This window comes from Caballeronia sp. S22 (assembly GCF_964261745.1).
Lineage (GTDB): Bacteria > Pseudomonadota > Gammaproteobacteria > Burkholderiales > Burkholderiaceae > Caballeronia > Caballeronia jiangsuensis.
The window spans coordinates 1319790-1340915 of record NZ_OZ180035.1; the positions used below are offsets into that span (position 1 = coordinate 1319790).

Annotated in this window: 20 protein-coding genes; 10 read left to right on the plus strand and 10 right to left on the minus strand. The window is 64.3% G+C overall.

The features are described from left to right. From mdcH to ACEN42_RS06240, 8 genes are read right to left on the minus strand one after another with little or no spacing between them, the layout of a single operon-like run. Entirely contained in the window at positions 1-936 is a 936-nt protein-coding gene (gene mdcH / locus ACEN42_RS06205) for a malonate decarboxylase subunit epsilon (protein WP_371880925.1), read from the minus strand. Further along, the gene (locus ACEN42_RS06210; RefSeq protein WP_371880926.1) at positions 933-1574 is read right to left on the minus strand and encodes a malonate decarboxylase holo-ACP synthase; all 642 of its coding nucleotides are present in this window, start codon (positions 1572-1574) and stop codon (positions 933-935) included. The genes mdcH and ACEN42_RS06210 overlap by 4 nt, the downstream gene beginning before the upstream one ends. Continuing rightward, entirely contained in the window at positions 1574-2389 is an 816-nt protein-coding gene (gene mdcE, locus ACEN42_RS06215) for a biotin-independent malonate decarboxylase subunit gamma (protein WP_371880927.1), read from the minus strand. Before mdcE ends, ACEN42_RS06210 begins: the two co-directional genes overlap by 1 nt. Continuing rightward, positions 2386-3228 (minus strand): biotin-independent malonate decarboxylase subunit beta, encoded by an 843-nt coding sequence (locus tag ACEN42_RS06220; RefSeq protein ID WP_371880928.1) that lies wholly within the window; start codon positions 3226-3228, stop codon positions 2386-2388. Before ACEN42_RS06220 ends, mdcE begins: the two co-directional genes overlap by 4 nt. After that, entirely contained in the window at positions 3225-3527 is a 303-nt protein-coding gene (locus tag ACEN42_RS06225; protein WP_106856370.1) for a malonate decarboxylase subunit delta, read from the minus strand. The genes ACEN42_RS06220 and ACEN42_RS06225 overlap by 4 nt, the downstream gene beginning before the upstream one ends. 23 nt (positions 3528-3550) lie before the next feature. Then, positions 3551-4417, minus strand: a complete 867-nt coding sequence (locus tag ACEN42_RS06230; RefSeq protein WP_371880929.1) for a triphosphoribosyl-dephospho-CoA synthase — start codon at positions 4415-4417, stop codon at positions 3551-3553. A gap of 5 nt (positions 4418-4422) precedes the next feature. Next, the gene (gene mdcA, locus ACEN42_RS06235; protein WP_371880930.1) at positions 4423-6099 is read right to left on the minus strand and encodes a malonate decarboxylase subunit alpha; all 1677 of its coding nucleotides are present in this window, start codon (positions 6097-6099) and stop codon (positions 4423-4425) included. Next, positions 6096-6896 (minus strand): GntR family transcriptional regulator, encoded by an 801-nt coding sequence (locus tag ACEN42_RS06240; protein ID WP_371881076.1) that lies wholly within the window; start codon positions 6894-6896, stop codon positions 6096-6098. The genes mdcA and ACEN42_RS06240 overlap by 4 nt, the downstream gene beginning before the upstream one ends. 144 nt (positions 6897-7040) lie before the next feature. Here ACEN42_RS06240 and ACEN42_RS06245 point away from each other — a divergent pair, with 144 nt between their 5' ends. The 3 genes from ACEN42_RS06245 to ACEN42_RS06255 all read left to right on the plus strand — a co-directional run bounded on the left by ACEN42_RS06245 (position 7041) and on the right by ACEN42_RS06255 (position 9538). Continuing rightward, complete coding sequence (locus tag ACEN42_RS06245; RefSeq protein ID WP_187608850.1) at positions 7041-8354, plus strand: MFS transporter; 1314 nt, start codon at positions 7041-7043, stop codon at positions 8352-8354. Between the two features lie 187 nt (positions 8355-8541). Then, the gene (locus ACEN42_RS06250; protein WP_187608851.1) at positions 8542-8895 is read left to right on the plus strand and encodes a hypothetical protein; all 354 of its coding nucleotides are present in this window, start codon (positions 8542-8544) and stop codon (positions 8893-8895) included. Positions 8896-9163: 268 nt separating this feature from the next. Then, positions 9164-9538: a hypothetical protein gene (locus tag ACEN42_RS06255; protein WP_187608852.1), complete on the plus strand. Its 375-nt coding sequence runs from the start codon at positions 9164-9166 to the stop codon at positions 9536-9538. Between the two features lie 89 nt (positions 9539-9627). Here the strand turns inward: ACEN42_RS06255 and fabI are convergent, their stop codons facing one another. Next, a complete protein-coding gene (gene fabI, locus ACEN42_RS06260) occupies positions 9628-10425 on the minus strand; it encodes an enoyl-ACP reductase FabI (RefSeq protein ID WP_371880931.1) in 798 nt (265 codons plus the stop codon). Between the two features lie 233 nt (positions 10426-10658). On the opposite strand from fabI, the gene ACEN42_RS06265 reads away from it, so the two are divergent. From ACEN42_RS06265 to ACEN42_RS06290, 6 genes are all read left to right on the plus strand, one after another. Continuing rightward, positions 10659-12527 (plus strand): extracellular solute-binding protein, encoded by a 1869-nt coding sequence (locus ACEN42_RS06265; RefSeq protein WP_371880932.1) that lies wholly within the window; start codon positions 10659-10661, stop codon positions 12525-12527. A gap of 13 nt (positions 12528-12540) precedes the next feature. Beyond that, positions 12541-13581: a microcin C ABC transporter permease YejB gene (locus ACEN42_RS06270; protein WP_371880933.1), complete on the plus strand. Its 1041-nt coding sequence runs from the start codon at positions 12541-12543 to the stop codon at positions 13579-13581. 1 nt (position 13582) lies between these two features. Then, positions 13583-14704, plus strand: a complete 1122-nt coding sequence (locus ACEN42_RS06275) for an ABC transporter permease (RefSeq protein ID WP_371880934.1) — start codon at positions 13583-13585, stop codon at positions 14702-14704. Further along, positions 14701-16299: an ABC transporter ATP-binding protein gene (locus ACEN42_RS06280; protein WP_371880935.1), complete on the plus strand. Its 1599-nt coding sequence runs from the start codon at positions 14701-14703 to the stop codon at positions 16297-16299. Before ACEN42_RS06275 ends, ACEN42_RS06280 begins: the two co-directional genes overlap by 4 nt. A gap of 147 nt (positions 16300-16446) precedes the next feature. Next, complete coding sequence (locus ACEN42_RS06285) at positions 16447-17106, plus strand: C40 family peptidase (RefSeq protein WP_035503013.1); 660 nt, start codon at positions 16447-16449, stop codon at positions 17104-17106. 379 nt (positions 17107-17485) lie between these two features. Further along, entirely contained in the window at positions 17486-19030 is a 1545-nt protein-coding gene (locus ACEN42_RS06290) for a 2-isopropylmalate synthase (protein ID WP_371880936.1), read from the plus strand. A 75-nt stretch (positions 19031-19105) separates the two neighbouring features. Here the strand turns inward: ACEN42_RS06290 and ACEN42_RS06295 are convergent, their stop codons facing one another. Next, positions 19106-19621, minus strand: coding sequence for a hypothetical protein (locus tag ACEN42_RS06295; protein WP_187608857.1), 516 nt, complete (start codon positions 19619-19621; stop codon positions 19106-19108). 195 nt (positions 19622-19816) lie between these two features. Between ACEN42_RS06295 and ACEN42_RS06300 the strand changes: the two genes are divergently transcribed. Continuing rightward, positions 19817-21106, plus strand: a complete 1290-nt coding sequence (locus ACEN42_RS06300) for a branched-chain amino acid ABC transporter substrate-binding protein (protein WP_371880937.1) — start codon at positions 19817-19819, stop codon at positions 21104-21106. Positions 21107-21126 lie beyond the last annotated feature (20 nt).

Here is a 21126-nt window from a genome sequence, read left to right on the forward strand (position 1 = left end):
TCAATCGTTCGCGCGGTTTCGTGCGATCCGCACGCGCGCGGCAATCGATCCGATCGGCGCGGCGTCCATCGCGTAGGCGGGCGCGCCGGGCAGGGCGTCGGCGAGAAGGGAGGTCAGCGTCTGTCCCGGCGGCATCTCGACGAAAATTTTCGCGCCGAGCTCGGAAAGCGCGATGGTCGAATCGTGCCAGCGCACCGGATAGCGCAGATTGTTGGCGAGGTCTTCGCGGATGGCATCGGCATGGCGCAGCACGCGCGCGCCGCGATTGCCGACATACGCGATACGCGGCGTGTCGATGCGCACGTCGCGCGCCGCGTCGATCAGACTTTCGGCGGCTTTTTCGAGCAGCACGCAATGCGACGGCACGCTCACGAAGAGCCGTTCGGCCTTGCGCGCGCCGCGCGCCAGCGCGATTTCGCGGACCTGCGCGAGCGCGGCATCGCTGCCCGACACGACGATCTGGCGCGGCGCGTTCAGATTGCCGATGTAGGCATCGGCGCCGCTGTCGGCGATGGCGCGGGCGATCTCGCGCTCATTCAGACCGAGCACCGCGAGCATGCCGTAACCGCGCGGATAGGCGTCCTGCATCAATCTGGCGCGCAGGCGCACGAGCTTCAGCGCGTCGTCGAAAGCGATCGCGCCGCAGACGACCGCCGCGCCATACGCGCCGACCGACAGGCCCGCGACGGCTTCCGGCTCGATGCCTTCCTCCGCGAGCGCGCGCGCCGCCGCGACGCCCGCGACGACGAGCGTGACCTGCACGGCGACCGTCGATGCGAGGGCATCGGCGGTGTCGAGCGCGAGCACGTCTTCGCCGAGCACGGCGGACGCTTCCGCGAGCGTGCGCGCGATCGCCGGATGCGGCGCGTCGCCGCTGAGACGATGCAGAAAGCCGGGCGTCTGCGCGCCTTGTCCGGGAAAGAGATACGCGATCATGCCGCCGCCCACGGATCGTCGACGAGCCGTGGGCCGTCCGCATGCCGCAGCATCACGCGCAGGCCTCGATGCTGATTCGCGCGCGCGAATTCGGCGAGCGAGAACGCCGCGTCGGATGTTTCGATCTGCACGTCGACGCGCGTGCCCGCTACCTGCGCGGCGCGCGAGAGCGCGTCGAAGAGCGACGATGCGTCGGCGCGCGGCAAAGGCTCCGGCGCGCGCACGACGATATCGAGGTCGCTGTCGCGCGTGATCGTCGGCATCGCGCTCGCGAGTTCGAAACCAGCGCTGCCGGTTGGACCCCAGTCGAGGTTGCATCGATCGATGATGGAAGGCACCGCGCGCAGCAACGCGAACGCGGGCAGCGCGGCGCGCGCTTGATCGGGCTCGCGCATGCGCAGATCTTCCGGCGTGAGGATCGCTTCGATCCAGCGCGGCTCGATCCACGTGCCGAAGCGTTCACCACGCGTCGCGCCTCGCACGCCGACCGCGATCGCATCGCCGATACGCGGCGCGCGCCGCACGACGACGAACGGCGCGCGCACGAGCGACGCAGCGACCCAATCCGGCGCTTCGTCCAACATCGTCGCGCCGGGCGCGAGCCGCAGCAGATCGTGCGGACGCGGCATCTGGTTCATCACGCGCTCCACTGCTCGCGCATGCGTCTGCGCACTTCGATCGACGCCGCCCGCGTGCGTTTCGCATCGTCGGAAGCGAGACGCACCGACAGGTCGCGCGGACCGTTGCGCGCGTCCTTCACCGCTGCCGCGAGCGATGCTTTCACGCGCTCGATATCGACGGAAGAGGGCGCATCGGCATCGACGCCTTCGATCAGTTCGTGCAGCAAGCCGAGCTTCGCGTACGCGCTCATCTTGTACGACATCGGCAGGACGGTGTCGCCGAGCGCGTCGAGACTCTCGACGCTGCGTCGCGTGACGCGCGCGGCGGCTTCCTTGCCCATCGCGTGAACGGCCGTGCCGGGTGCGTCGACCGCGACGATGCGGTTCGCCTGATAGCCGTGCGCGAGGTACGCGCCCGACATCGCGGGCCCGACGATCAGCGCGATCACCGGATGACCCGCGAGCCGCGCGCTCGCGTAGGCGTCGACGGCCGCCGCGCACGCGAGATGAATGCCGAGCAGTTCCTCGCGGCGTCCGTACGCCTGGCTTTTCACATCGACGACTGCGACGATCGGGCGCTTCACGCCGGCATCGCGATCGGCGTCGATGGCTTCGCGCACGGCGCGCGCGAGCAGCCAGCCTTGCTCGAGTCCGACGACGTTTTCGGTCGCGCGGGGAAAGCGGTTTTCCGGATCGGGCACGACGGCGAAGAAGCTCGCGCGTTCGCCATCGAGCTGGCCGTCGCGGGCGCGGATCGGTCCGCTTTCGGTTCGCGTGGACGGCGAAGTCAGCGCGTCGAGCCAGCGTTCGCCGCGGGAAAGTGCGTCGGTCATGATGTGCCCCAGAGTGTGCGCAGCGTGTCGGGATCGATCGCGTCCGGGTTCACTTGCGCAAGCCGCGCGATGAAGCCGTCGATATTTTCGGTGCGATGCTGCATCGGCACGCCTCGCTTGAACGCGGCGAGCACGGCTTCGCGGACCTGATCGGTATCGTCTTCGACGAGCGTGTCCGCAAGCCCGACCGCGACGCGTTCCTCGCCGCCGATCATCGACCAGATCAGACGCCGGTCGCCCGAATCGAGTTCTTCGATGCCCGCTTCCTGTTCGATCACTTCCGGCCCGTTCATGCCGAGCCGCGCCTGACGCGTCATCACGAGTTCGGTGCAGAGCGCGGCCGCGAGCGACATGCCGCCGAAACAGCCGACCATCCCGCCGATCACGCCGACCACCGGCACATGAGCGCGCAGCGCGACGATCGCCGCCTGGATTTCCGCGATGGCCGCAAGCCCGAGATTCGCTTCCTGCAAGCGCACGCCGCCGGTTTCGAACAGCACGACGGGGCGGATCGCGCGTCCGGCTTCGAATTCGCCCAGAGCCAGTTCGAGCGCGGCGGCGATCTTCGCACCCGACACTTCGCCGATGCTGCCGCCCTGAAACGCAGGCTCGATCGCGGCGATCAGCGCGGGCTCGCCACCAAGCATGCCGCGCGCGATGACCGCGCCGTCATCGGACTGGCAGACGATGTTCTGCATCGCGAGCCACGGCGATTCGATCCGGTCGAACGGACCGAGCAGTTCGCGGAACGTGCCTTTGTCGAGCAACGCGCGGATGCGTTCGCGTGCCGTCAGTTCGATGAAGCTGTGCCGCGCGAGAAATGTGTCGTGCGCGTTCATGGCGTGTCTCCTTCGCTCGCTTCGACGGCTTCGTTCAGTCTCAGCATGACGACCCCGGGCGTCGCGCCGAAGTCGTTCAGCTCGATCTTCGCGGCGCCGTCGTAGCGCTGAAAGAAGCGGTCGAGCACGCTTTTCCACACGTGGCCATAGCCATCGACGCTCGTGCGGATCACCACTTCCGCGTTCGCATTTTGCGACGGCGAGAGCAGCACTTCGAGATCGCCCGAGCCGACCACGCCGACATGCGCGCGGCGCGTGACGGGCCGTTTGGCCGGATATTCGTATCGCATGTTTTCCATCGTTCGTTCCCCTTCGATGCGCCTTAAATGAGACGCCTGAGACTGTCGAGAAAGAGTGTCGCCGCGAGCAGATCGGCGGCGCCGCCGGGCGATGCGTTCAGCGCCAGCAAGTCGGCGTCGAGTCGCACGAGCGCGGCGCGTCCTTCCTGCGTGGCCATGCCGCCATGATTCATCACGCGCTTCGCGCCGCGTTGCGCCGCATCGAGCGCGATCATTCCGCCGCGATGCAGGAGACACGTATCGTCCAGCGACGCAATGATCGCAATGAGCGCATCGAGTCGCGCGCCGGATTCGTCGAGACCGCGTGCGCGTGCAGCGTCGAGCGCAGGCAGGCCGATGAGCCGCGCATGCGGAAAAGCATCGCGGGCTTCGCCCCGCGCGCCCGCGACCCGATAACGTTCGCTCACGCGCGCGCCGTGACTCGCCGTGACGGACACTGGCGCATAACGGTCGTCGTAGCGCGCGATCGCAGCAGCCGACGCGCAGATCGCGTCGGCATCGTCCGGTGCGTGCATCGCCGCGCCCGCGCATAGGAGTCCGATGATCCAGATCGCGCCGCGATGCGCGTTGCTGCCGCTCGTCGCGCGCATCATCGCGGCTTCGCCTTCACGGCCGATGCGCGCCAGTTGCTCGCGCAGCGTCTGCGATGGCCGCACGCCATGCGCCGCGCGCGCGATCGCGAGGAACGTCGGTTGCAGCGCACGCGCGGAACGCAGCATCGTGTCGAGATCGAGATCGCGATGCGCACCGCTGCCGCGTTCATCGACGAGCGCGGGCTTGGGCGTGAGACGCGCCTCGGCGATGAGCGCATCGACGGCGTGTGTCGCGATGATCAGCGGCGACGTCGCAACTTCGCAGACGTCCTCGCGCAACAAGGGAAGGGCATTCATCGCGATCACCAGCTTCTGAAGCGCGCGGGCGGCGCGTAGAGGCCGCCCGACCACGCGACGAGATCGTCGATGCTGCGCGCCGCGAGCAGCGAGCGTTTCGCTTCGCCGCGCCGCACGCCCAGATCTTCCGGATACGCGACGATGCCGCGCCGTCTCAACTCGGCGGTTCTGGCAGGATCGGCGCGCATGCCGATGGGCGTCACGCCGGCGACGGCCGCGAGCGCGGCGCGGCGCTCATCGACGCCTTCGGCCGCATGCAGATACGCGATGCCTTCCTCGGTCACGACGTGCGTGACATCGTCGCCGTAGATCATGACGGGCGCGATCGGCATGCCGCTTTTCTCGCCGACGGCGATCGCATCGAGCGCATCGACGATGGTCGGCTCGCCGCCTTTCTTGTACGTCTCGGCGGTCTGCACGACGAGCTTGTGACCCCGCGCGATTTTCGGATTCGGGCCGTCGTCCTTCAGCAGCTTGAGCCACGCTTCGCTCGAATGGCGGCGGCCGCGCGGATCGTGTCCCATGTTCGGCGCGCCGCCGAAGCCCGCGAGCCGTCCGAGCGTGACCGTCGACGAGTTCGCGTCGGCGTCCATCTGCAGCGTCGAGCCGATGAAGAGATCGACGCCGTATTGCCCCGCGAGCTGGCAGAACACGCGATTCGAGCGCAGGCTGCCGTCGCGTCCTGTAAAGAACACGTCGGAGCGCGCGGCGATGTAGTCCTCCATGCCGACTTCGCTGCCGAAGCAATGCACGCTCTGCACCCAGCCGGATTCGATCGCCGGAATCAGCGTGGGATGTGGATTGAGCGCCCAGTTCGTGCAGATTTTCCCTTTCAGTCCGAGCGATTCGCCGTACGTCGGCAGCAGCAGCTCGATCGCGGCGGTATCGAAGCCGATGCCGTGATTGAGCGCCGTCACGCCGTAACGCTCGTAGATGCCGCGGATCGTCATCATCGCCATCAGAATCTGCAACTCGCCGATGTGGCGCGGATCGCGCGTGAAGAGCGGCTCGACGGCGAACGGGCGGTCCGCCTCCACGACGACATCGACCCACGAGCCGGGAATATCGACGCGCGGCAGTTCATCGACGATTTCGTTCACCTGCGCGACCACGATGCCGTGGCGGAACGCGGTGGCTTCGACGATCGTCGGCGTGTCCTCGGTATTCGCGCCCGTATAGAGATTGCCGTGACGATCGGCCTGCACGGCGCACACGAGCGCGACCTGCGGCGTGAGATCGATGAACATGCGCGCATACAGTTCGATATACGTATAAATCGCGCCGATCTCCAACTGGCCGTCTTCGAGCAGTTGCGCGACGCGCAGGCTCTGCGGCCCGGCGAACGCGAAATCGACCTTATGCGCGATGCCTTGCTCGAAGAGCGCGAGATGCTCGGGCCTGCTGATGCTCGAAATGAGCAGATGGATGTCGCGCACCCGCTGCGGATCGAGCTTCGCGAACGCACGCGAGAGGAAGTCGGCCTGCTTCTGGTTGTTGCCTTCAAGCGCGACACGATCGCCGGTGACGATCAGCGCGCTCAGCGCATCGACGATGCGCGCGGGATCGAGCACCAAGCCATCGAGCCACGGCTCGATCAGCTTCAGGCGCCGCGCTTTTTCCTGCGCGCGCGTGTTCCAGTTCCGGCTTGCGGTGAGGGCGTCGGCGGGTGTGGACGAGTTCATCGGTCTGTCTCTGGAGAAGTCGTTTGGGTCGTTTGGGTCGTGCGGGAAGATGCCGAAGCGCGCGGGCGGCGTTTCTTCTTGATGTGGCTCGATTGAGCGAGCGATTGGGCATCGGCGAGAAATCGGTAGATCAAATCGCCCGTCGAGAGCAGATGGCGCGCGACGAGCATTTGCGCCTGCTCGATATCGCGCGCGACGAGAGCATCGAAGATCGCGCGATGCTCGGCATCGGATGCATCTTTGTGGATCGGAAGCCCGAGCTTAAGGCGCAGATAGCGCTCGCCTCGCCGATGCATCTGGCCGATCAGTTCCATCAAACGCGGGCGATCCGCGGGCGCGTAGAGGCTCATATGGAACTGCTCGTTGCGCACGACGTAAAGCGCGGGATCAGGCTCGTTTTCTGCGGCTTCGAGCAGGCGCTTCACGTGGGCGAGCGTCTCGGCCGAGTGATGTCCGATCGCGATGCCGATAGCCAGGCTTTCGAGCGACGCGCGGATCTCGTAGATCTCGCGCGCCTCGTCGGCCGATTGCAGGCTGACCGCCGCGCCCCGGTTCGGCTCGATCGTCACCCAGCCTTCGCTTTCGAGCTGGCGAAACGCTTCGCGCACCGGAATGGCGCTGACGGAAAACTGCCGCGCGATCGCGTCCTGGCGCAGCGGCTCGCCCGGCAGCAGCGAGCCATCGACGATCGCGGCGCGCAGCGCATCCGCGATGAACCGCGACGTGCTCTGACGCGGCTCGAACTGCGCATCGTGAAAGGAAGCCGGAGGCGACACGGCTAGGAGATCTGTCGGCATGGATAGGTGAAAGTGCGGAGTTGTCGCGGGTTGCTGTTCAAATATTATATATAAAAGTGCACACGAAACCCCGGTGCTTTCCCTAGACGCCAGAACAAACACTTTTAACTCGCGCGTCGTTAATTTCGTTGGAGAGACATGGCCATGCCGACAACGCTAGATCGAGAGGTAAGCGCCACCCGCGCCACGAAGACGCCGCTCAACCGGTCGCAGATCACCGGCTTCTGGGGCGCATGGGCCGGCTGGACGCTCGACGGAATGGATTCGTTCATCTACGCGCTCGTGCTTGCGCCGGCGCTCACCGAATTGTTGCCGCGCTCGGGCTACGAAGCGACGCCGGCGAATGTCGGGCTCGCCGGCTCGATACTCTTCGCGCTGTTTCTGGTGGGATGGGGACTCTCGTTCATCTGGGGTCCGCTCGCCGACCGCTTCGGGCGTACCAAGGTGCTGGCCGCGACCATCTTCACGTTCGCCATCTTCACCGGCCTCGCTGCGACCGCGCATACGGTGTGGGAGCTCGGCATCTATCGCTTCTTGGCGGGCGTGGGTATCGGCGGCGAATGGGCGCTGGCCGGGACGTATGTCGCGGAGGCGTGGCCGGAAGATCGCCGGAAAATGGGTGCGGGTTATTTGCAGACCGGCTATTACGCGGGCTTCTTTCTTGCCGCGGCGTTGAACTACACGATCGGCGCGACCTTCGGCTGGCGCGCGATGTTCCTGGTCGGCCTGTTCCCGGTCGTCGTGTCGATCATGGTGCTCTTGCGCGTGAAGGAAACCGACAAGTGGGAGCGCGCCGAAACCGTTCATCCGCACGTCAGGCACGAAAGCTCGCTCAAGACGATCTTCAATGCGCAATATCGCAAACGCACGATCGTCGCGGCGGTGCTGTTGACGGTGGCGATCATCGGGCTGTGGGCGGGCGCGGTGTACGAGCCGTCCGCGGTCGTCCAGCTCGCGACGAAGGCCGGCATGGACAAGCACGACGCCGCGCGCATGGCGTCGATCGCGACCGGGCTGCTTTCGATCGGCACGATCATCGGCTGTCTCGCGCTGCCGCCGATGGCCGAGAAGATCGGCCGCCGAAAGACGCTCGCGGTGTACTTCGTCGGCATGGCGGCGTCGATCGCGCTCGCGTTCGGCTGGGCGTTCTATCTGCCGAACGGACTGGTGCCGTTCATCGCGCTGCTCGTCGTGCTCGGCTTCTTCGGCGGCAACTTCGCGCTGTTCTCGTTGTGGCTGCCCGAGCAGTTCGAAACCCGCGTGCGTGCGACCGCGTTCGCATTCTGCACGTCGATTGGGCGCTTTTTCGGCGCGATCGTGAACTTCGGCATCGGCGCGATGGTGCTCCACATGAAGACGCTCGGCGTGCCGATCGCGATCACCGCGGTTGCGTTCCTCATCGGCCTCGCGGTGATTCCGCTCGCGCCGGAAACGAAGGGGCAGGAACTGCCGAACTGAGCGGAAGAAAACCCGTTTGCGGACGGCGGCCTTCGTGATGCGAAGGCCGCCTTTTTCATGCGCGCGAGCTTACTTTTCGTAAGTTTTTCGACGGTAATAGCAGGTTACGAAGTCGAACACTTGAAGGGGCATCCGTCCGATATAGTCCCGTCAACACAACAAACAACCCATCGAGGTGGGGCATCACATGAACAAGGTATCGAAGGCTTCCGTGCTGGCTGGCGCCGTGATGATCGGCGGTTTGATGGCCTCCGGCGCGGCCAGTGCGGGAGTGTCCGTGGGCGTCAACATCGGGGTGCCCGCGCCCGTGTATGTCGCGCCCGCGCCGGTTTATGCGCCGCCTCCGCCGCCCGTCGTGTACGCGCCGCCGCCCCCGCCGATGTACGCGCAGCCGGTCGTCGTGGTCGGCTGGCATGGCGATCGTTACTGGGATGGCCGCCGCTACTGGAATCGCGATGACTACTATCGCCATTACGATCACGGTCATGACCACGATCACGGTCACGGACATGACAACGGCCATCACAACGGCTGGCATTGAGCGTCGCGCATTGCCGTTGTAGGGCACCGAGAGCCACCCTTCGCAGCGGGTGGCTTTTTTGTTGCGGCTTTATCGGCATAGGACGGATTTGCCGCTAAAACAACACTCGCAGGGATTTCCCACCTGAGCCCAATGTAACAAAAGGTAAGCTTTCTCCTGACATTTAGCTGAAGCGCGCGAAAACTTACAAAGCTGAAATAATGCGATGAAAGCTTTCCGTTATATTTCGTGCCAAGCGAACAGGCAGAAAAGCGAGGTCGGATTGCGTATGAAGAAGAATCTTTCGGGACGAATCGTGGCGGGTGTGCTCGTGATCGCAGCGCTGAGCGCGACGGCCGCCGCGCGCGCCGATGTGCACGTAGGCGTGAACATCGGCATTCCGGCGCCGGTATATGTCGCGCCGACGCCGGTCTACGCGCCGCCGCCTCCGCCGGTCGTCTATCAGCCCGCGCCGATGTATGCGCCGCCGGTGTTCATCGGCTGGCACGGCAACCGGTATTGGGACGGCCGGCGCTACTGGAGCCGCAACGACTGGAATCGCCATCACGGGCATGGGCACGGGCCGTATCATGGTCCGCCGCCGGGACACGGGCATGGGCATGGACACGGTAACGGTCATGGCGGCCCGCATGGACATCGGTGAACGCGGCATTTAAACGGTCGCAGGCAGCAAAAAAGCGCCGCTCACGTGAAAGTGAGCGGCGCTTTATTTTGAAGCAGGCAAGAAGCCGGTTATTCCGCCTCGCCGCCCATTCCGCCGACGACCGCGTGGAACCCTGCATCGACGTGAACGACTTCCGCGCTCACGCCGCCCGACAGATCCGACAGCAGGAACGCCGCGACATTGCCCACTTGCTCGATCGTCACGTTGCGCTTGAGCGGCGCGTTCTCTTCGACGAAATTCAGGATCTTGCCGAAGCCCTTGATGCCGCTCGCCGCAAGCGTCTTGATCGGGCCGGCCGAAATGGCGTTCACGCGCACGCCCTTGCCGCCGAGCGACGGCGCTGCCGCCATGTACCGCACGCTCGCCTCGAGCGATGCCTTCGCGAGACCCATCGTGTTGTAGTTCGGCAGCGCGCGTTCGGCGCCGAGATAGGAGAGCGTGAGCAGCGACGAGCCGTCTTTCAGCAGCGGCAGGGCGGCCTTCGCGAGCGCGGGGAAGCTGTATGCGGAGATGTCGTGCGCGACGCGGAAGTTTTCGCGCGTCATGCCGTCGAGGAAGTCGCCCGCGATCGCCTCGCGCGGCGCGAAGCCGATGGAATGCACGAGGCCGTCGAGCGAGTCCCAGCGTTCTTTCAGCGACGCGAAGAGCCCTTCGATCTGCGCATCGTCGGCGACGTCGCAGGGATAGACCATGTCGCTGCCGAACTCGGTCGCGAATTCGGTGATGCGATCCTTGAATCGCTCGCCGACATACGTGAACGCCAGTTCCGCGCCTTCGCGCTTGCAGGCCGCCGCGATGCCGTAAGCGATCGAGCGGTTCGACAGCAGGCCCGTCAGCAGAATTCGTTTTCCAGCGAGAAAGCCCATGAATGCTCCTTCTTTGATGTCAGTGTCGCGCGCGGATCATGAAGCGGATACCGCGCGTAGCGTGCGTGGCGCAATCGGCCTAAATGCAAACCCGTAGGCCGCGAGCCGTATGGCGCGTGATTTTGGGTAGAATTCTCTCACAATGCAATGCCCCGCCCAGGATTCCCGCGCCGCTCGTTTCGGACTCTGCCCGGGTCATTCAACGCTTCATCACACATCGCGCCAAGAGGCACATGACGACTCGCACGACGATCCGCTCATTCAGCGCCTCATGCAGATTCATCGCGCTTGCACTGGCCGGATCGATCGCGTGGCTCGCGACCCCGGCCCACGCGGTTCACGCAATCGCGCAATACGGCGAGCCGAAATATCCGGCGGACTTCAAGCATTTCGATTACGTCAATCCCGATGCCCCGCGCGACGGCACGCTCGTGCTCGCGAATCCGAACCGGCTGACGAGCTTCGACAAGTTCAATCCGTTCACCTTGCGCGGCAACCCGGCGCCCGGTCTTTCGCTGATGTTCGAGAGCCTGACTACAGGCAGTTCCGACGAAGTAGCGACCGCGTACGGCCTGCTCGCCGACGATATCGCGGTCGCGCCCGACGGCATGTCGACGACGTTTCACATCAACCCGAAAGCGCGCTTCTCCAACGGCGATCCAGTGACGGCCGAGGACGTCAAGTTCTCGTTCGAGACGCTCAAGAGTCCGCTGGCCGCGCCGCAGTTCTCGGTGTACTTCGGGCAGATCGCGCGCGCGGTCGTTGTCGATCCGCTCACGATCCGCTTCGAATTCAAGAGCGCGACGCGCGAGATGCCGCTGCTCGCGGGCGGCGTTCCGGTGTTCTCGCGCAAGTGGGGGATGAAGCCGGACGGAACGCGCATTCCGTTCGATCAGATCGCGTTTCAGAAGCCCGTCGGCAGCGGGCCGTATCTGATCGACCGGTTCGACAACGGCCGCACGATCTCGTACAGGCGCAATCCGGATTACTGGGGCGCGTCGCTGCCGGTGCGCGCGGGCATGTTCAATTTCGCGCACATCGACTACAAGCTTTACGGCGATTCCACCGCGCGTCTCGAAGCCTTCAAGGCGGGCGAGTACGACGTGCTCGTCGAATATATCGCGCGAAGCTGGGTCCGGCGCGATATCGGCAAGCGCTTCGACAGCGGCGAGCTCATCAAGCGCGAGTTCCCGCAGCACAACGGCACGGGCATGCAGGGGTTTTTCATCAACACACGCAAGCCGCTTTTCAAGGACGTGCGCGTGCGTCAGGCGCTCGATCTCGCGCTCGATTTCGAGTGGCTCAACCGGCAGTTGTTCTTCAATCAGTACAGGCGCATCGACAGCTTTTTCGTCAATACCGATCTGCAGGCGAAAGGCAAGCCGGGCGAAGGCGAACTCGCGATACTGAACCCGCTGAAGAGCGAGCTCGATCCCGCCGTGTTCGGCGAGATGCCGCGCCAGCCGGACACCGATCCGCCCGGGTCGCTGCGCGCGAATCTCATCAAGGCGCGTGAATTGCTCCGGGAAGCCGGCTGGACGTATCGCGACGGCGCGCTGCGCAACGCGAAGGGCGAGCCGTTCGCGTTCGAGATTCTCGACGACACGGGCGGCGGCGCGTCGATGGAGCCGGTCGCGGCCGCGTTCGGGCGTAATCTGCAGAAGCTCGGCATCTCGATGAACTTCCGCACCGTGGACTACGCGCTCATCCAGAAGCGTCTCGATGCGTTCGATTTCGACGTGACGAGCGTGCGCATGCCCGACGTGCAGGTGCCGGGCACCGAGCAGGTCTCGCGCTTCGGCAGCAAGTCCGCCGACGAGCAGGGCTCGGACAATCTCGCGGGCGTGAAGTCGCCCGCCGTCGATGCGATCCTGCAGAAAGTGATTTCCGCGCAGACGCGCGAGCAACTCGTCGACGCGACGCACGCGCTCGATCGCGTGCTGATGAACGGCTACTATGTGGTGCCGCACTGGTACTCGGCGACGCATCGCGTGGCGTATCGCAATACGCTCGGCTTTCCGTCGACATTGCCGCTGTATTACGGCGCCGAGGAATGGGTCATATCGACGTGGTGGGCCAAAGCCGCGCCCGCGGCGAAATAAAGGACGGTGCGCCATGTGGAGCTACATCCTTAAACGCATACTCTTGATGGTCCCGACGCTCATCGGCGTATTGACGCTCACGTTCGTCGTGATCCAGTTCGTGCCGGGCGGACCCGTCGAGCAGGCTGTTCACGATCTGCGGCGCGGTCAGTCGGAGGGCGGTGGCGGCTTCGGCCTGCGCACGCATTCGGGCGTCGACGCGCAACAGGTCGAGCAGCTCAAGAAGCTCTACGGCTTCGACAAGCCGCCGCTGCAACGCTATGTCCTGATGCTCGGCAAGTTCGCGCGCTTCGATCTCGGCGAGAGCTATTTCAGGCATCAGAGCGTGTGGTCGCTGATCGTGTCGAAGCTGCCGGTGTCGATCAGCATCGGCTTGTGGACCTTCTTCATCACGTATCTGATATCGGTGCCGCTCGGCATCGCGAAGGCCGTCAGGAACGGCTCGAAGTTCGATGTCGCGACGAGTCTCGTCGTGCTTGTCGGCTTCGCGATTCCGGGCTTCGTGCTGGGCGTGCTGCTGCTCGTGCTCTTCGGCGGCGGATCGTTCTGGCAACTGTTCCCGCTGCGCAATCTCACGTCCGACAACTGGGCGACGCTTTCCTTGGGCGGCAAGATTCTCGACTACCTGTGGCACATCACGCTGCCCGTGATGGCGTCGGTGGTCGGCAGCTTCGCCATCATCACGATGCTCACGAAGAACGCGTTCCTCGACGAGATTCGCAAGCAATACGTGCTGACCGCGCGCGCGAAAGGGCTGAGCGAGCGCCGGGTGCTGTGGAAGCACGTGTTTCGCAACGCGCTCCTGCCGCTGATCGTCGGTTTTCCGGCTGCGTTCATCGGCGCGTTCTTCACGGGCAGCCTGCTGATCGAGACGCTGTTCTCGCTCGACGGGCTCGGCCTGCTCTCGTACGAATCCGTCGTGCGGCGCGACTATCCGGTCGTGCTCGGCACGCTCTATCTCTTCACGCTGATCGGCCTCGCGACGAAGCTCATCTCGGATCTATGTTACGTCTGGGTCGATCCGCGCATTCAATTCGAACAACTGGAGCGCTGATTTGAATCGAGCCGCTTCATCGGAATCGTCACGGCGCAAGGCCAACGGCAGCGACGCGCAACCGCTGCGCGGCGAGGCATCGGTGCCGCCGGGGCGGCGCGTCTGGTTGCGCTTCAAGCGCAATCGCCTGGGGTACTGGAGCCTCGTCGTGTTCGTTGTGGCGTTCGTCATCAGCCTCGCGGGCCCGCTCTGGTCGAACGACAAGCCGCTCGTCGTGCGCTACCAGGGGCATATGTACTTCCCGCTCGTGAAGACCTATGCGGAGACGACCTTCGGCGGCGATTTCCCGACGCCCGCCGATTATCTCGATCCCTTCGTGCGCGACCGTTTCAGCGCACCCGGCAACTTCGCGATCTATCCGCCGAATCACTACTACTACGACACGCTCAACTATTTTTCGAAAGGCTCGAACCCGGCGCCGCCCTCGCGCGAAAACTGGCTCGGCACCGACGATCGCGGCCGCGACGTGTTCGCGCGGCTGGTGTACGGCTTTCGCGTGTCGGTGCTGTTCGCGCTCGTGCTGACGGCGATCGGCACAGTACTCGGCGTCGTCGCGGGCGCGGTTCAGGGGTATTTCGGCGGCAGGATCGATATCACCGGGCAGCGACTGATCGAGATATGGAGCGCGCTGCCGGAGCTTTATCTGCTCATCATCTTCGCGTCGATCTTCGAGCCGAGCCTGATCCTGCTGATCATCTTGCTGTCGCTGTTCGGCTGGATCGGCCTGTCGGATTACGTGCGCGCGGAGTTTTTGCGCAATCGCACGCAGGACTATGTGCGCGCAGCCCGCGCGATGGGGCTGTCGAACTGGCAGATCATCTGGCGGCACGTGCTGCTCAACAGCCTGACGCCCGTCATCACGTTCCTGCCGTTTCGCATGAGCGGCGCGATTCTCGCGCTCACCAGCCTCGATTTTCTCGGCCTCGGCGTGCCGTCGCCGACGCCCTCGCTCGGCGAACTGCTCGCGCAGGGCAAGGCCAATCTCGACGCCTGGTGGATTTCGCTGTCGACGTTCGGCGTGCTCGTCGCCACGCTGCTGCTGCTGACCTTCATGGGCGACGCCCTGCGCAACGCGCTGGACACGCGCATCGCCGATGCGGTGAAAGCGGGAGGCGGGCAGTGAGCGAGCCGCTTCTTTCGATTCAGGATCTGCGCGTGCGCTTCGGTGACACGCTCGCCGTCGACGGCGCGAATCTCGATATCCGCGCGGGCGAGCGTGTGGCGCTCGTCGGCGAATCGGGTTCGGGCAAGAGCGTGACGGCGCTGTCGATCCTGCGTCTCGTGCGCGATGCCGAAGTGACCGGCTCGATCCGCTTCGCCGGCGAGGAATTGCTGTCGAAGAGCGAGCACGCGATGCGCGGCCTGCGCGGCTCCGACATCGCGATGATCTTTCAGGAGCCGATGACGGCGCTCAATCCGCTCTATACGGTCGGCGACCAGATCGGCGAGACGATCCAGCTACACGACGGCACGAGTCCGCGTGAGGCGCGGCAACGCGCGATCGCGCTGCTCGCGCGCACCGGCATCACCGAGCCGGAAAGGCGTGTGGACAGTTATCCGCATCAGCTTTCGGGCGGGCAGCGCCAGCGCGTGATGATCGCGATGGCGCTCGCCTGCCGGCCGCGGCTTCTGCTCGCCGACGAGCCGACCACGGCGCTCGACGTGACGATCCGCGCGCAGATCGTCGAATTGTTACTGGAGCTTCAGCGCGATGAAGCCGAGAAGCGCGGCATGGCCGTGCTGCTCATCACGCACGACCTGAACCTCGTGCGGCGTTTCGCGGAGCGCGTCGCGGTGATGGATAAGGGCGTGCTGGTCGAAAGCGCTGCCGTGGAGGAGATTTTCACGTCGCCGCAGCATCCGTACACCAAGCGCCTGATGCAGAGCAAGCCGAAGCGCAATGTGCTGCCCGTGCTGCCGATCGCGCCGGTGCTTCTCGACGCGAAGGATGTCTCCGTCGACTACGCGACGCGTCTGCCTGGCTTTGCGGGCTGGTTCCGGCGCGGCCGCTTCAAGGCCGTCGACGACGTCACACTGACGGTGCGGCAGGGCGAGACGCTCGGCATCGTCGGGGAATCGGGTTCGGGCAAGTCCACGCTCGCGATGGCGCTGCTCGGCCTGCAGCGCACCTCGACGGGCACGGTGCAGTTTCAGGGTCGCGCGATCGGCGATTTTCGCGGACGCGAAAAGGCGGTGCTGCGCTCGAACCTGCAAGTGGTGTTTCAGGACCCGTTCAGTTCGCTGTCGCCGCGGCAGACGGTGGAGAGAATCGTCGGCGAAGGGCTCGCGCTGCATCGTCCGGAACTCGATGCAGCCGCGCGGCGCGCGAAGGTGATCGCGGTACTGCGCGAAGTCGGCATGGAGCGCGCGGCGCTCGATCGTTATCCGCACGAATTCTCCGGAGGACAGCGGCAGCGTATCGCGATTGCCCGCGCACTCGTTCTCGAACCGAGCATCCTGATCCTCGACGAACCGACGAGCGCACTCGATGTTTCCATTCAGACTCAAGTACTTGCGCTGCTGGCCGACATTCAGAAGAAGCACAATCTCGGTTACGTTTTCATTAGCCACGACCTGCAGGTGATCGGTGCGATGGCGCATCGCGTGGCGGTGATGCGAAATGGTTTTGTCGTGGAGTCGGGCGAAGTAGAGAAGATTTTTGCGAACCCTTCCGACGAATACACACGAAAGCTTCTGACCGCAGCACTGAATTCCTAAAAATCTTTCTTTTTCACCAATTGGGTGCCCATCTCAATTGTATTTTTCTATTTCTTTTGACAGTTAAATACTTTGTGGCTAGTATCCCTCCAAACTTTCACGTATCTCCCTGATTTCGCAGCCTTTAATTGTAAAACCTACCGACCGATGCAACCACTAACGTTGACTCAAACATGCGCGCGCGCCGCCGCGGGTATGTTAATCGGCCTTCTGATGACAACAACTTCCGGCGCGTTCGCCGATGAAGTCAGCAGTAGTAGCCAAAATGCCAACAACGGCATTTTTTCCTCGAGCAAATCCTCTGACGCAACGAGCGCAGACGCCGCCAGCAGTTCGGGCGGCGCGAAGTCGTTTCTGTCGGGCGTGGCGAGCAAGGCGGGCGACGTCGTCGTCGGCGCGCTCAACATGATCGGCGTGCGTTATCGCTGGGGCGGCAACACGCCGGATTCCGGCCTCGACTGCAGCGGCTTCGTGCGCTACGTCTTCCAGGACACGCTCGGCATGACCTTGCCGCGCCGCGCCGAGGAAATGAGCCGTGTCGGGGAGAAGGTGACCGTCTCCGATCTCAAGCCGGGCGATCTCGTGTTTTTCAACACGATGCGCCGCTCGTTCTCTCACGTCGGCATCTATATCGGCGACAACAAGTTCGTGCATTCGCCGTCCACCGGCAGCACGATCCGTGTCGACGATATGGAAGACGGCTACTGGGAAAAGCGCTTTCAGGGCGCGCGCCGCATCGAGAACGCGCCGGTCGGCGATGGCTCGGAACTGCGCCAGCGCGTGAGCGCGTCGATCGGCGGTTACTGATCGGCTGTCCGGCATCGAAAAAGCCTGCCTCCTCCGGGACGCAGGCTTTTTTGTTTTTCAGCCGGCTTCGGCAAACAGGCGCGGCGAATGAGCGTCAATCGGCGCGATCGGAAAGCCTCATTGCACGCGCCTCTAAAAGCCGTTATAGTTTTTGAATGAACTTTTTTCCGTTCCCCTTCTCGCTGTTCCCGGCTGGTGCGTCGCTATGCGCACTATCGCTGCTAGCGCGCCTACCGCGCTAATTCTTCTCGCCTCCCGTCTGCTCGTCCTTTCAGGTTTTCGACGCCAGCGGTGGCGCGAACACCCGAATTCCCTTTTGCCTTATCGTTTCGATCGCGATATTTCCAACAATCGATAAATCTCCCCAAAGGAGCCCAACATGGCAGCAGACAAGTTGATCATCTTCGACACGACCTTGCGCGATGGCGAACAGTCCCCCGGCGCGTCGATGACGAAGGAAGAGAAAATCCGCATCGCGAAGCAACTGGAGCGCATGAAGGTCGACGTGATCGAGGCGGGCTTCGCCGCGAGCTCGAACGGCGATTTCGACGCGATCAACACGATCGCATCGCTCGTGAAGGACAGCACGGTCTGCTCGCTCGCCCGCGCGAACGACAAGGACATCCAGCGCGCCGCCGATGCGCTGAAGCCCGCGAATCAGTTCCGCATCCACACGTTCATCGCCACGTCGGCGCTGCACATGGAAAAGAAGCTGCGCATGACGCCGGAGCAGGTCTACCAGCAGGCGCGCCTCGCGGTGCGCTTCGCGCGCAAGTTCACCGATGACGTCGAGTTCTCGCCGGAAGACGGCAGCCGCTCGGATATCGATTTCCTCTGCCGCGTGCTCGAAGGTGTCATCGAAGAAGGCGCGCGCACGATCAACATCACGGATACGGTCGGCTACGGGATTCCGGAGCATTACGGCAATCTCGTCAGGACGCTGCGCGAGCGCGTGCCCAATTCCGACAAGGCCGTCTGGTCGGTTCACTGCCATGACGACCTCGGCCTGGCGGTCGCCAATTCGCTCGCGGGCGTGCAGATCGGCGGCGCGCGTCAGGTCGAATGCACGATCAACGGTCTCGGCGAGCGCGCGGGCAACACGTCGCTCGAAGAAATCGTGATGGCCGTGAAGACGCGCAAGGATTACTTCGGGCTCGATGTCGGCATCGACACGACGCAGATCGTCCCCACGTCGAAGCTCGTCTCGCAGATCACCGGATTCGTCGTGCAGCCGAACAAGGCGGTCGTTGGCGCGAATGCGTTCGCGCATGCGTCGGGCATCCACCAGGACGGCGTGCTGAAGGCGCGCGATACCTACGAAATCATGCGCGCGGAAGACGTGGGCTGGGCCGCGAACAAGATCGTGCTCGGCAAACTGTCGGGCCGTAACGCGTTCAAGCAGCGTCTGGATGAGCTCGGCGTGACGCTCGAATCCGAAGCCGACGTGAACGCGGCGTTCGCGCGTTTCAAGGATCTCGCCGATCGCAAGGCCGAAATCTTCGACGAAGACATCATGCAGATCGTCTCCGAGGAATCCGCTGAGGCGCAGGCGAAGGAACACTTCCGCTTCGTGTCGATGAAGCAGCATTCGGAAACCGGCGAGCAGCCGCAGGCCAAGGTGGTGTTCGCGGTGGAAGGCAGCGAAGTCACGGGCGAAGCGGGCGGCAACGGTCCCGTCGATGCGACGCTGCACGCGATCGAATCGAAGGTCGAAAGCGGCGCGGAACTCGTGCTGTACTCGGTCAACGCGATCACGACCGGCACGCAGGCGCAAGGCGAAGTGACGGTGCGCCTGTCGAAGAGCGGGCGAATCGTGAACGGCGTCGGCACCGATCCGGACATCGTCGCTGCGTCGGCGAAGGCGTATATCGCCGCGTTGAACAAGCTGCACTCGAAGGTCGAGAAGCTCAATCCGCAGCTTTGATTGGCGGGCGCGGTCTCGACTGACAGCAAAAAGCCCTCGCGAGAGGGCTTTTTCAATGGCGCGGCGCTAACGTGCTCAGAACAGATTGCGCCGGTCGGGATCGTGCAGCGGATCGGGCGTCTTCTGCGTCAGGCGCAGAACGCCCTGATCGTCGAAATAGAAGCTGTACATCATGTACCAGACGTTCGCTTCCATGTAGCGGTAGGTCCAGACTTCGCGTTTCATCAGCGGAAAGTATGACGTCTCCACCGGCCGCCCGAAGTTCACGAGCACGTCCTTCTTCGTCCACGTGCCGATCTGCGCCTTGTAGAACTCGTTCTCGTCGAGCACTTGCCTGACGCTTACGATCTTGCCGGATGCGTCGATGTCGGCGGCGGTGGTGAATTCGCCGAGCGGTTGCGTCGGCCACATCAGGCGCTTGCCGCCGTCGGGCAAATCGTAGACTTCGCGCGGCGGGCCGAGCCGGGCGGTGACCGTCGATGCATCGGCGCCGGTCTGATAGTTCTGCCACGGCTGTGCGCACGCGGACAGAAGGAGCGCGACGCCCGCGCACGCAAGCGACGCGCGCATGCGGTTGAGTTTGTGCAGCATTGAAGCCTCCACGTGCTTGCTCCTCGCGCCGGCGAGCAGCGTTTATGCGATGTTTCTCGTGATTTTGACACGCGCGCGCGGCAAAACATTCTCCGATACGCCACACCATTCGAGCGGATGTGTCGGCAATGACGGACTTGCGCGGCGCGCCCGGTGCGGCCTATGATCCGCGCTTTCGGCGGATCGGCGGAACCCATGAAGAAAGGAATCAGCACGCGCGGGGCGCGATGGCTGCTCACGGTGGCATCGACTTGTCTCGCATTCTCTTTGACGGCGAAAGCAGCCGATTTGCCGCCCATCAAGCTCGCGCTGATCGAAGGTATGTCCGGCCCGTTCGCGAATGCCGGCGCGATGGTCGAGCGCAATCTGCGCTTCGGCGTCGAGCGCGTGAACGCGCAGGGCGGCGTGAAGCTCGCGGACGGCATGCATCCGCTGCAGCTCGTCGTGTTCGACGGCAAGGGCAGCAGCGAGGCGACGCTCGTGCAACTGCGCGCGGCGATCGACGACGGGATCGGCTTCGTAATGCAGGGGAACAGCTCGGCGGTGGCGGCGGCGCTCGTTGCGGCGATCGACAAGCAGAACGCGCGCGAACCGGACCGCCGCGTGCTTTTCCTGAACTATTCCGCCGACGATCCCGCGCTCACCAACGACGCGTGCAGTTTCTGGCACTTCCGCTTCGACGCGCACGCCGGCATGCGCATGGACGCGCTCGCCGACGCGTTGAAAGACGATCGCGCGGTCAAGAAGGTTTATCTGCTGAATCAGGACTACAGCTTCGGCCACGACGTGAGCCGCGAAGCGCAGCGCGCGCTCAAGGAGCGGCGGCCGGATATCGCGATTGCCGGCGACGAGTTTCATCCGATCGGCCGTGTGAAGGATTTCGCGCCTTACATCGCCAAAATCCGTTCGAGCGGAGCGGACGCGGTGATCACCGGCAACTGGGGTAACGATCTGACGTTGCTGGTGAAAGCGGCGCGCGAGCAGGGGCTCGACACGAAGTTCTACACGTTCTACGGAAACAGTCTGGGCGCGCCGGCGGCGCTCGGCGACGCTGGCGTAAAGCGCGTGATCGCGGTGGCGGACTGGCATCCGAACGTGGGCGGTGCGGCATCGGATGCTTACTACCGCGCGTTTCGCGCCCGCTACCCGGCCGCCGCGGACGATTACCTCGTCGCGCGCATGCCGCTGATGATCGAGATGATCGCCTCGGCGATGACCCGCGCGGGCAGCGCGAACCCGCTCGCGGTGGCGCGCGCGCTCGAAGGCATGAAATTCGACGGCGAAGGCTTCCACGCGATGACGATGCGCGCCGACGATCATCAGGTGATCCAGCCCCTTTATGTCATCGAAATGGACAAGGCGGGAGCGAAGGGCGTCCCGCTCGACAACGAAGGCTCCGGTTACGGCTTTCGCACGCTGCTTGCCGTGCCGGCGCAGAGAACCGTCTTGGAGACGAGCTGCAAAATGACGCGTCCGGCACGCTAGGCGTCGCCCGCGCCCGCCGG

What these genes read in the sequence shown, in the direction of transcription:
- ACEN42_RS06270 (WP_371880933.1), top strand. Translation starts at nt 12,541, where the DNA reads ATGTGGAGCTACATCCTTAAACGCATACTCTTGATGGTCCCGACGCTC.
- ACEN42_RS06220 (WP_371880928.1), bottom strand. Translation starts at nt 3,228, where the DNA reads ATGAACGCGCACGACACATTTCTCGCGCGGCACAGCTTCATCGAACTG.
- mdcH (WP_371880925.1), bottom strand. Translation starts at nt 936, where the DNA reads ATGATCGCGTATCTCTTTCCCGGACAAGGCGCGCAGACGCCCGGCTTT.
- ACEN42_RS06285 (WP_035503013.1), top strand. Translation starts at nt 16,447, where the DNA reads ATGCAACCACTAACGTTGACTCAAACATGCGCGCGCGCCGCCGCGGGT.
- fabI (WP_371880931.1), bottom strand. Translation starts at nt 10,425, where the DNA reads ATGGGCTTTCTCGCTGGAAAACGAATTCTGCTGACGGGCCTGCTGTCG.
- ACEN42_RS06255 (WP_187608852.1), top strand. Translation starts at nt 9,164, where the DNA reads ATGAAGAAGAATCTTTCGGGACGAATCGTGGCGGGTGTGCTCGTGATC.
- ACEN42_RS06245 (WP_187608850.1), top strand. Translation starts at nt 7,041, where the DNA reads ATGCCGACAACGCTAGATCGAGAGGTAAGCGCCACCCGCGCCACGAAG.
- ACEN42_RS06295 (WP_187608857.1), bottom strand. Translation starts at nt 19,621, where the DNA reads ATGCTGCACAAACTCAACCGCATGCGCGCGTCGCTTGCGTGCGCGGGC.
- mdcA (WP_371880930.1), bottom strand. Translation starts at nt 6,099, where the DNA reads ATGAACTCGTCCACACCCGCCGACGCCCTCACCGCAAGCCGGAACTGG.
- ACEN42_RS06225 (WP_106856370.1), bottom strand. Translation starts at nt 3,527, where the DNA reads ATGGAAAACATGCGATACGAATATCCGGCCAAACGGCCCGTCACGCGC.
- ACEN42_RS06250 (WP_187608851.1), top strand. Translation starts at nt 8,542, where the DNA reads ATGAACAAGGTATCGAAGGCTTCCGTGCTGGCTGGCGCCGTGATGATC.
- ACEN42_RS06300 (WP_371880937.1), top strand. Translation starts at nt 19,817, where the DNA reads ATGAAGAAAGGAATCAGCACGCGCGGGGCGCGATGGCTGCTCACGGTG.
- mdcE (WP_371880927.1), bottom strand. Translation starts at nt 2,389, where the DNA reads ATGACCGACGCACTTTCCCGCGGCGAACGCTGGCTCGACGCGCTGACT.
- ACEN42_RS06240 (WP_371881076.1), bottom strand. Translation starts at nt 6,896, where the DNA reads ATGCCGACAGATCTCCTAGCCGTGTCGCCTCCGGCTTCCTTTCACGAT.
- ACEN42_RS06210 (WP_371880926.1), bottom strand. Translation starts at nt 1,574, where the DNA reads ATGAACCAGATGCCGCGTCCGCACGATCTGCTGCGGCTCGCGCCCGGC.
- ACEN42_RS06290 (WP_371880936.1), top strand. Translation starts at nt 17,486, where the DNA reads ATGGCAGCAGACAAGTTGATCATCTTCGACACGACCTTGCGCGATGGC.
- ACEN42_RS06265 (WP_371880932.1), top strand. Translation starts at nt 10,659, where the DNA reads ATGACGACTCGCACGACGATCCGCTCATTCAGCGCCTCATGCAGATTC.
- ACEN42_RS06230 (WP_371880929.1), bottom strand. Translation starts at nt 4,417, where the DNA reads ATGAATGCCCTTCCCTTGTTGCGCGAGGACGTCTGCGAAGTTGCGACG.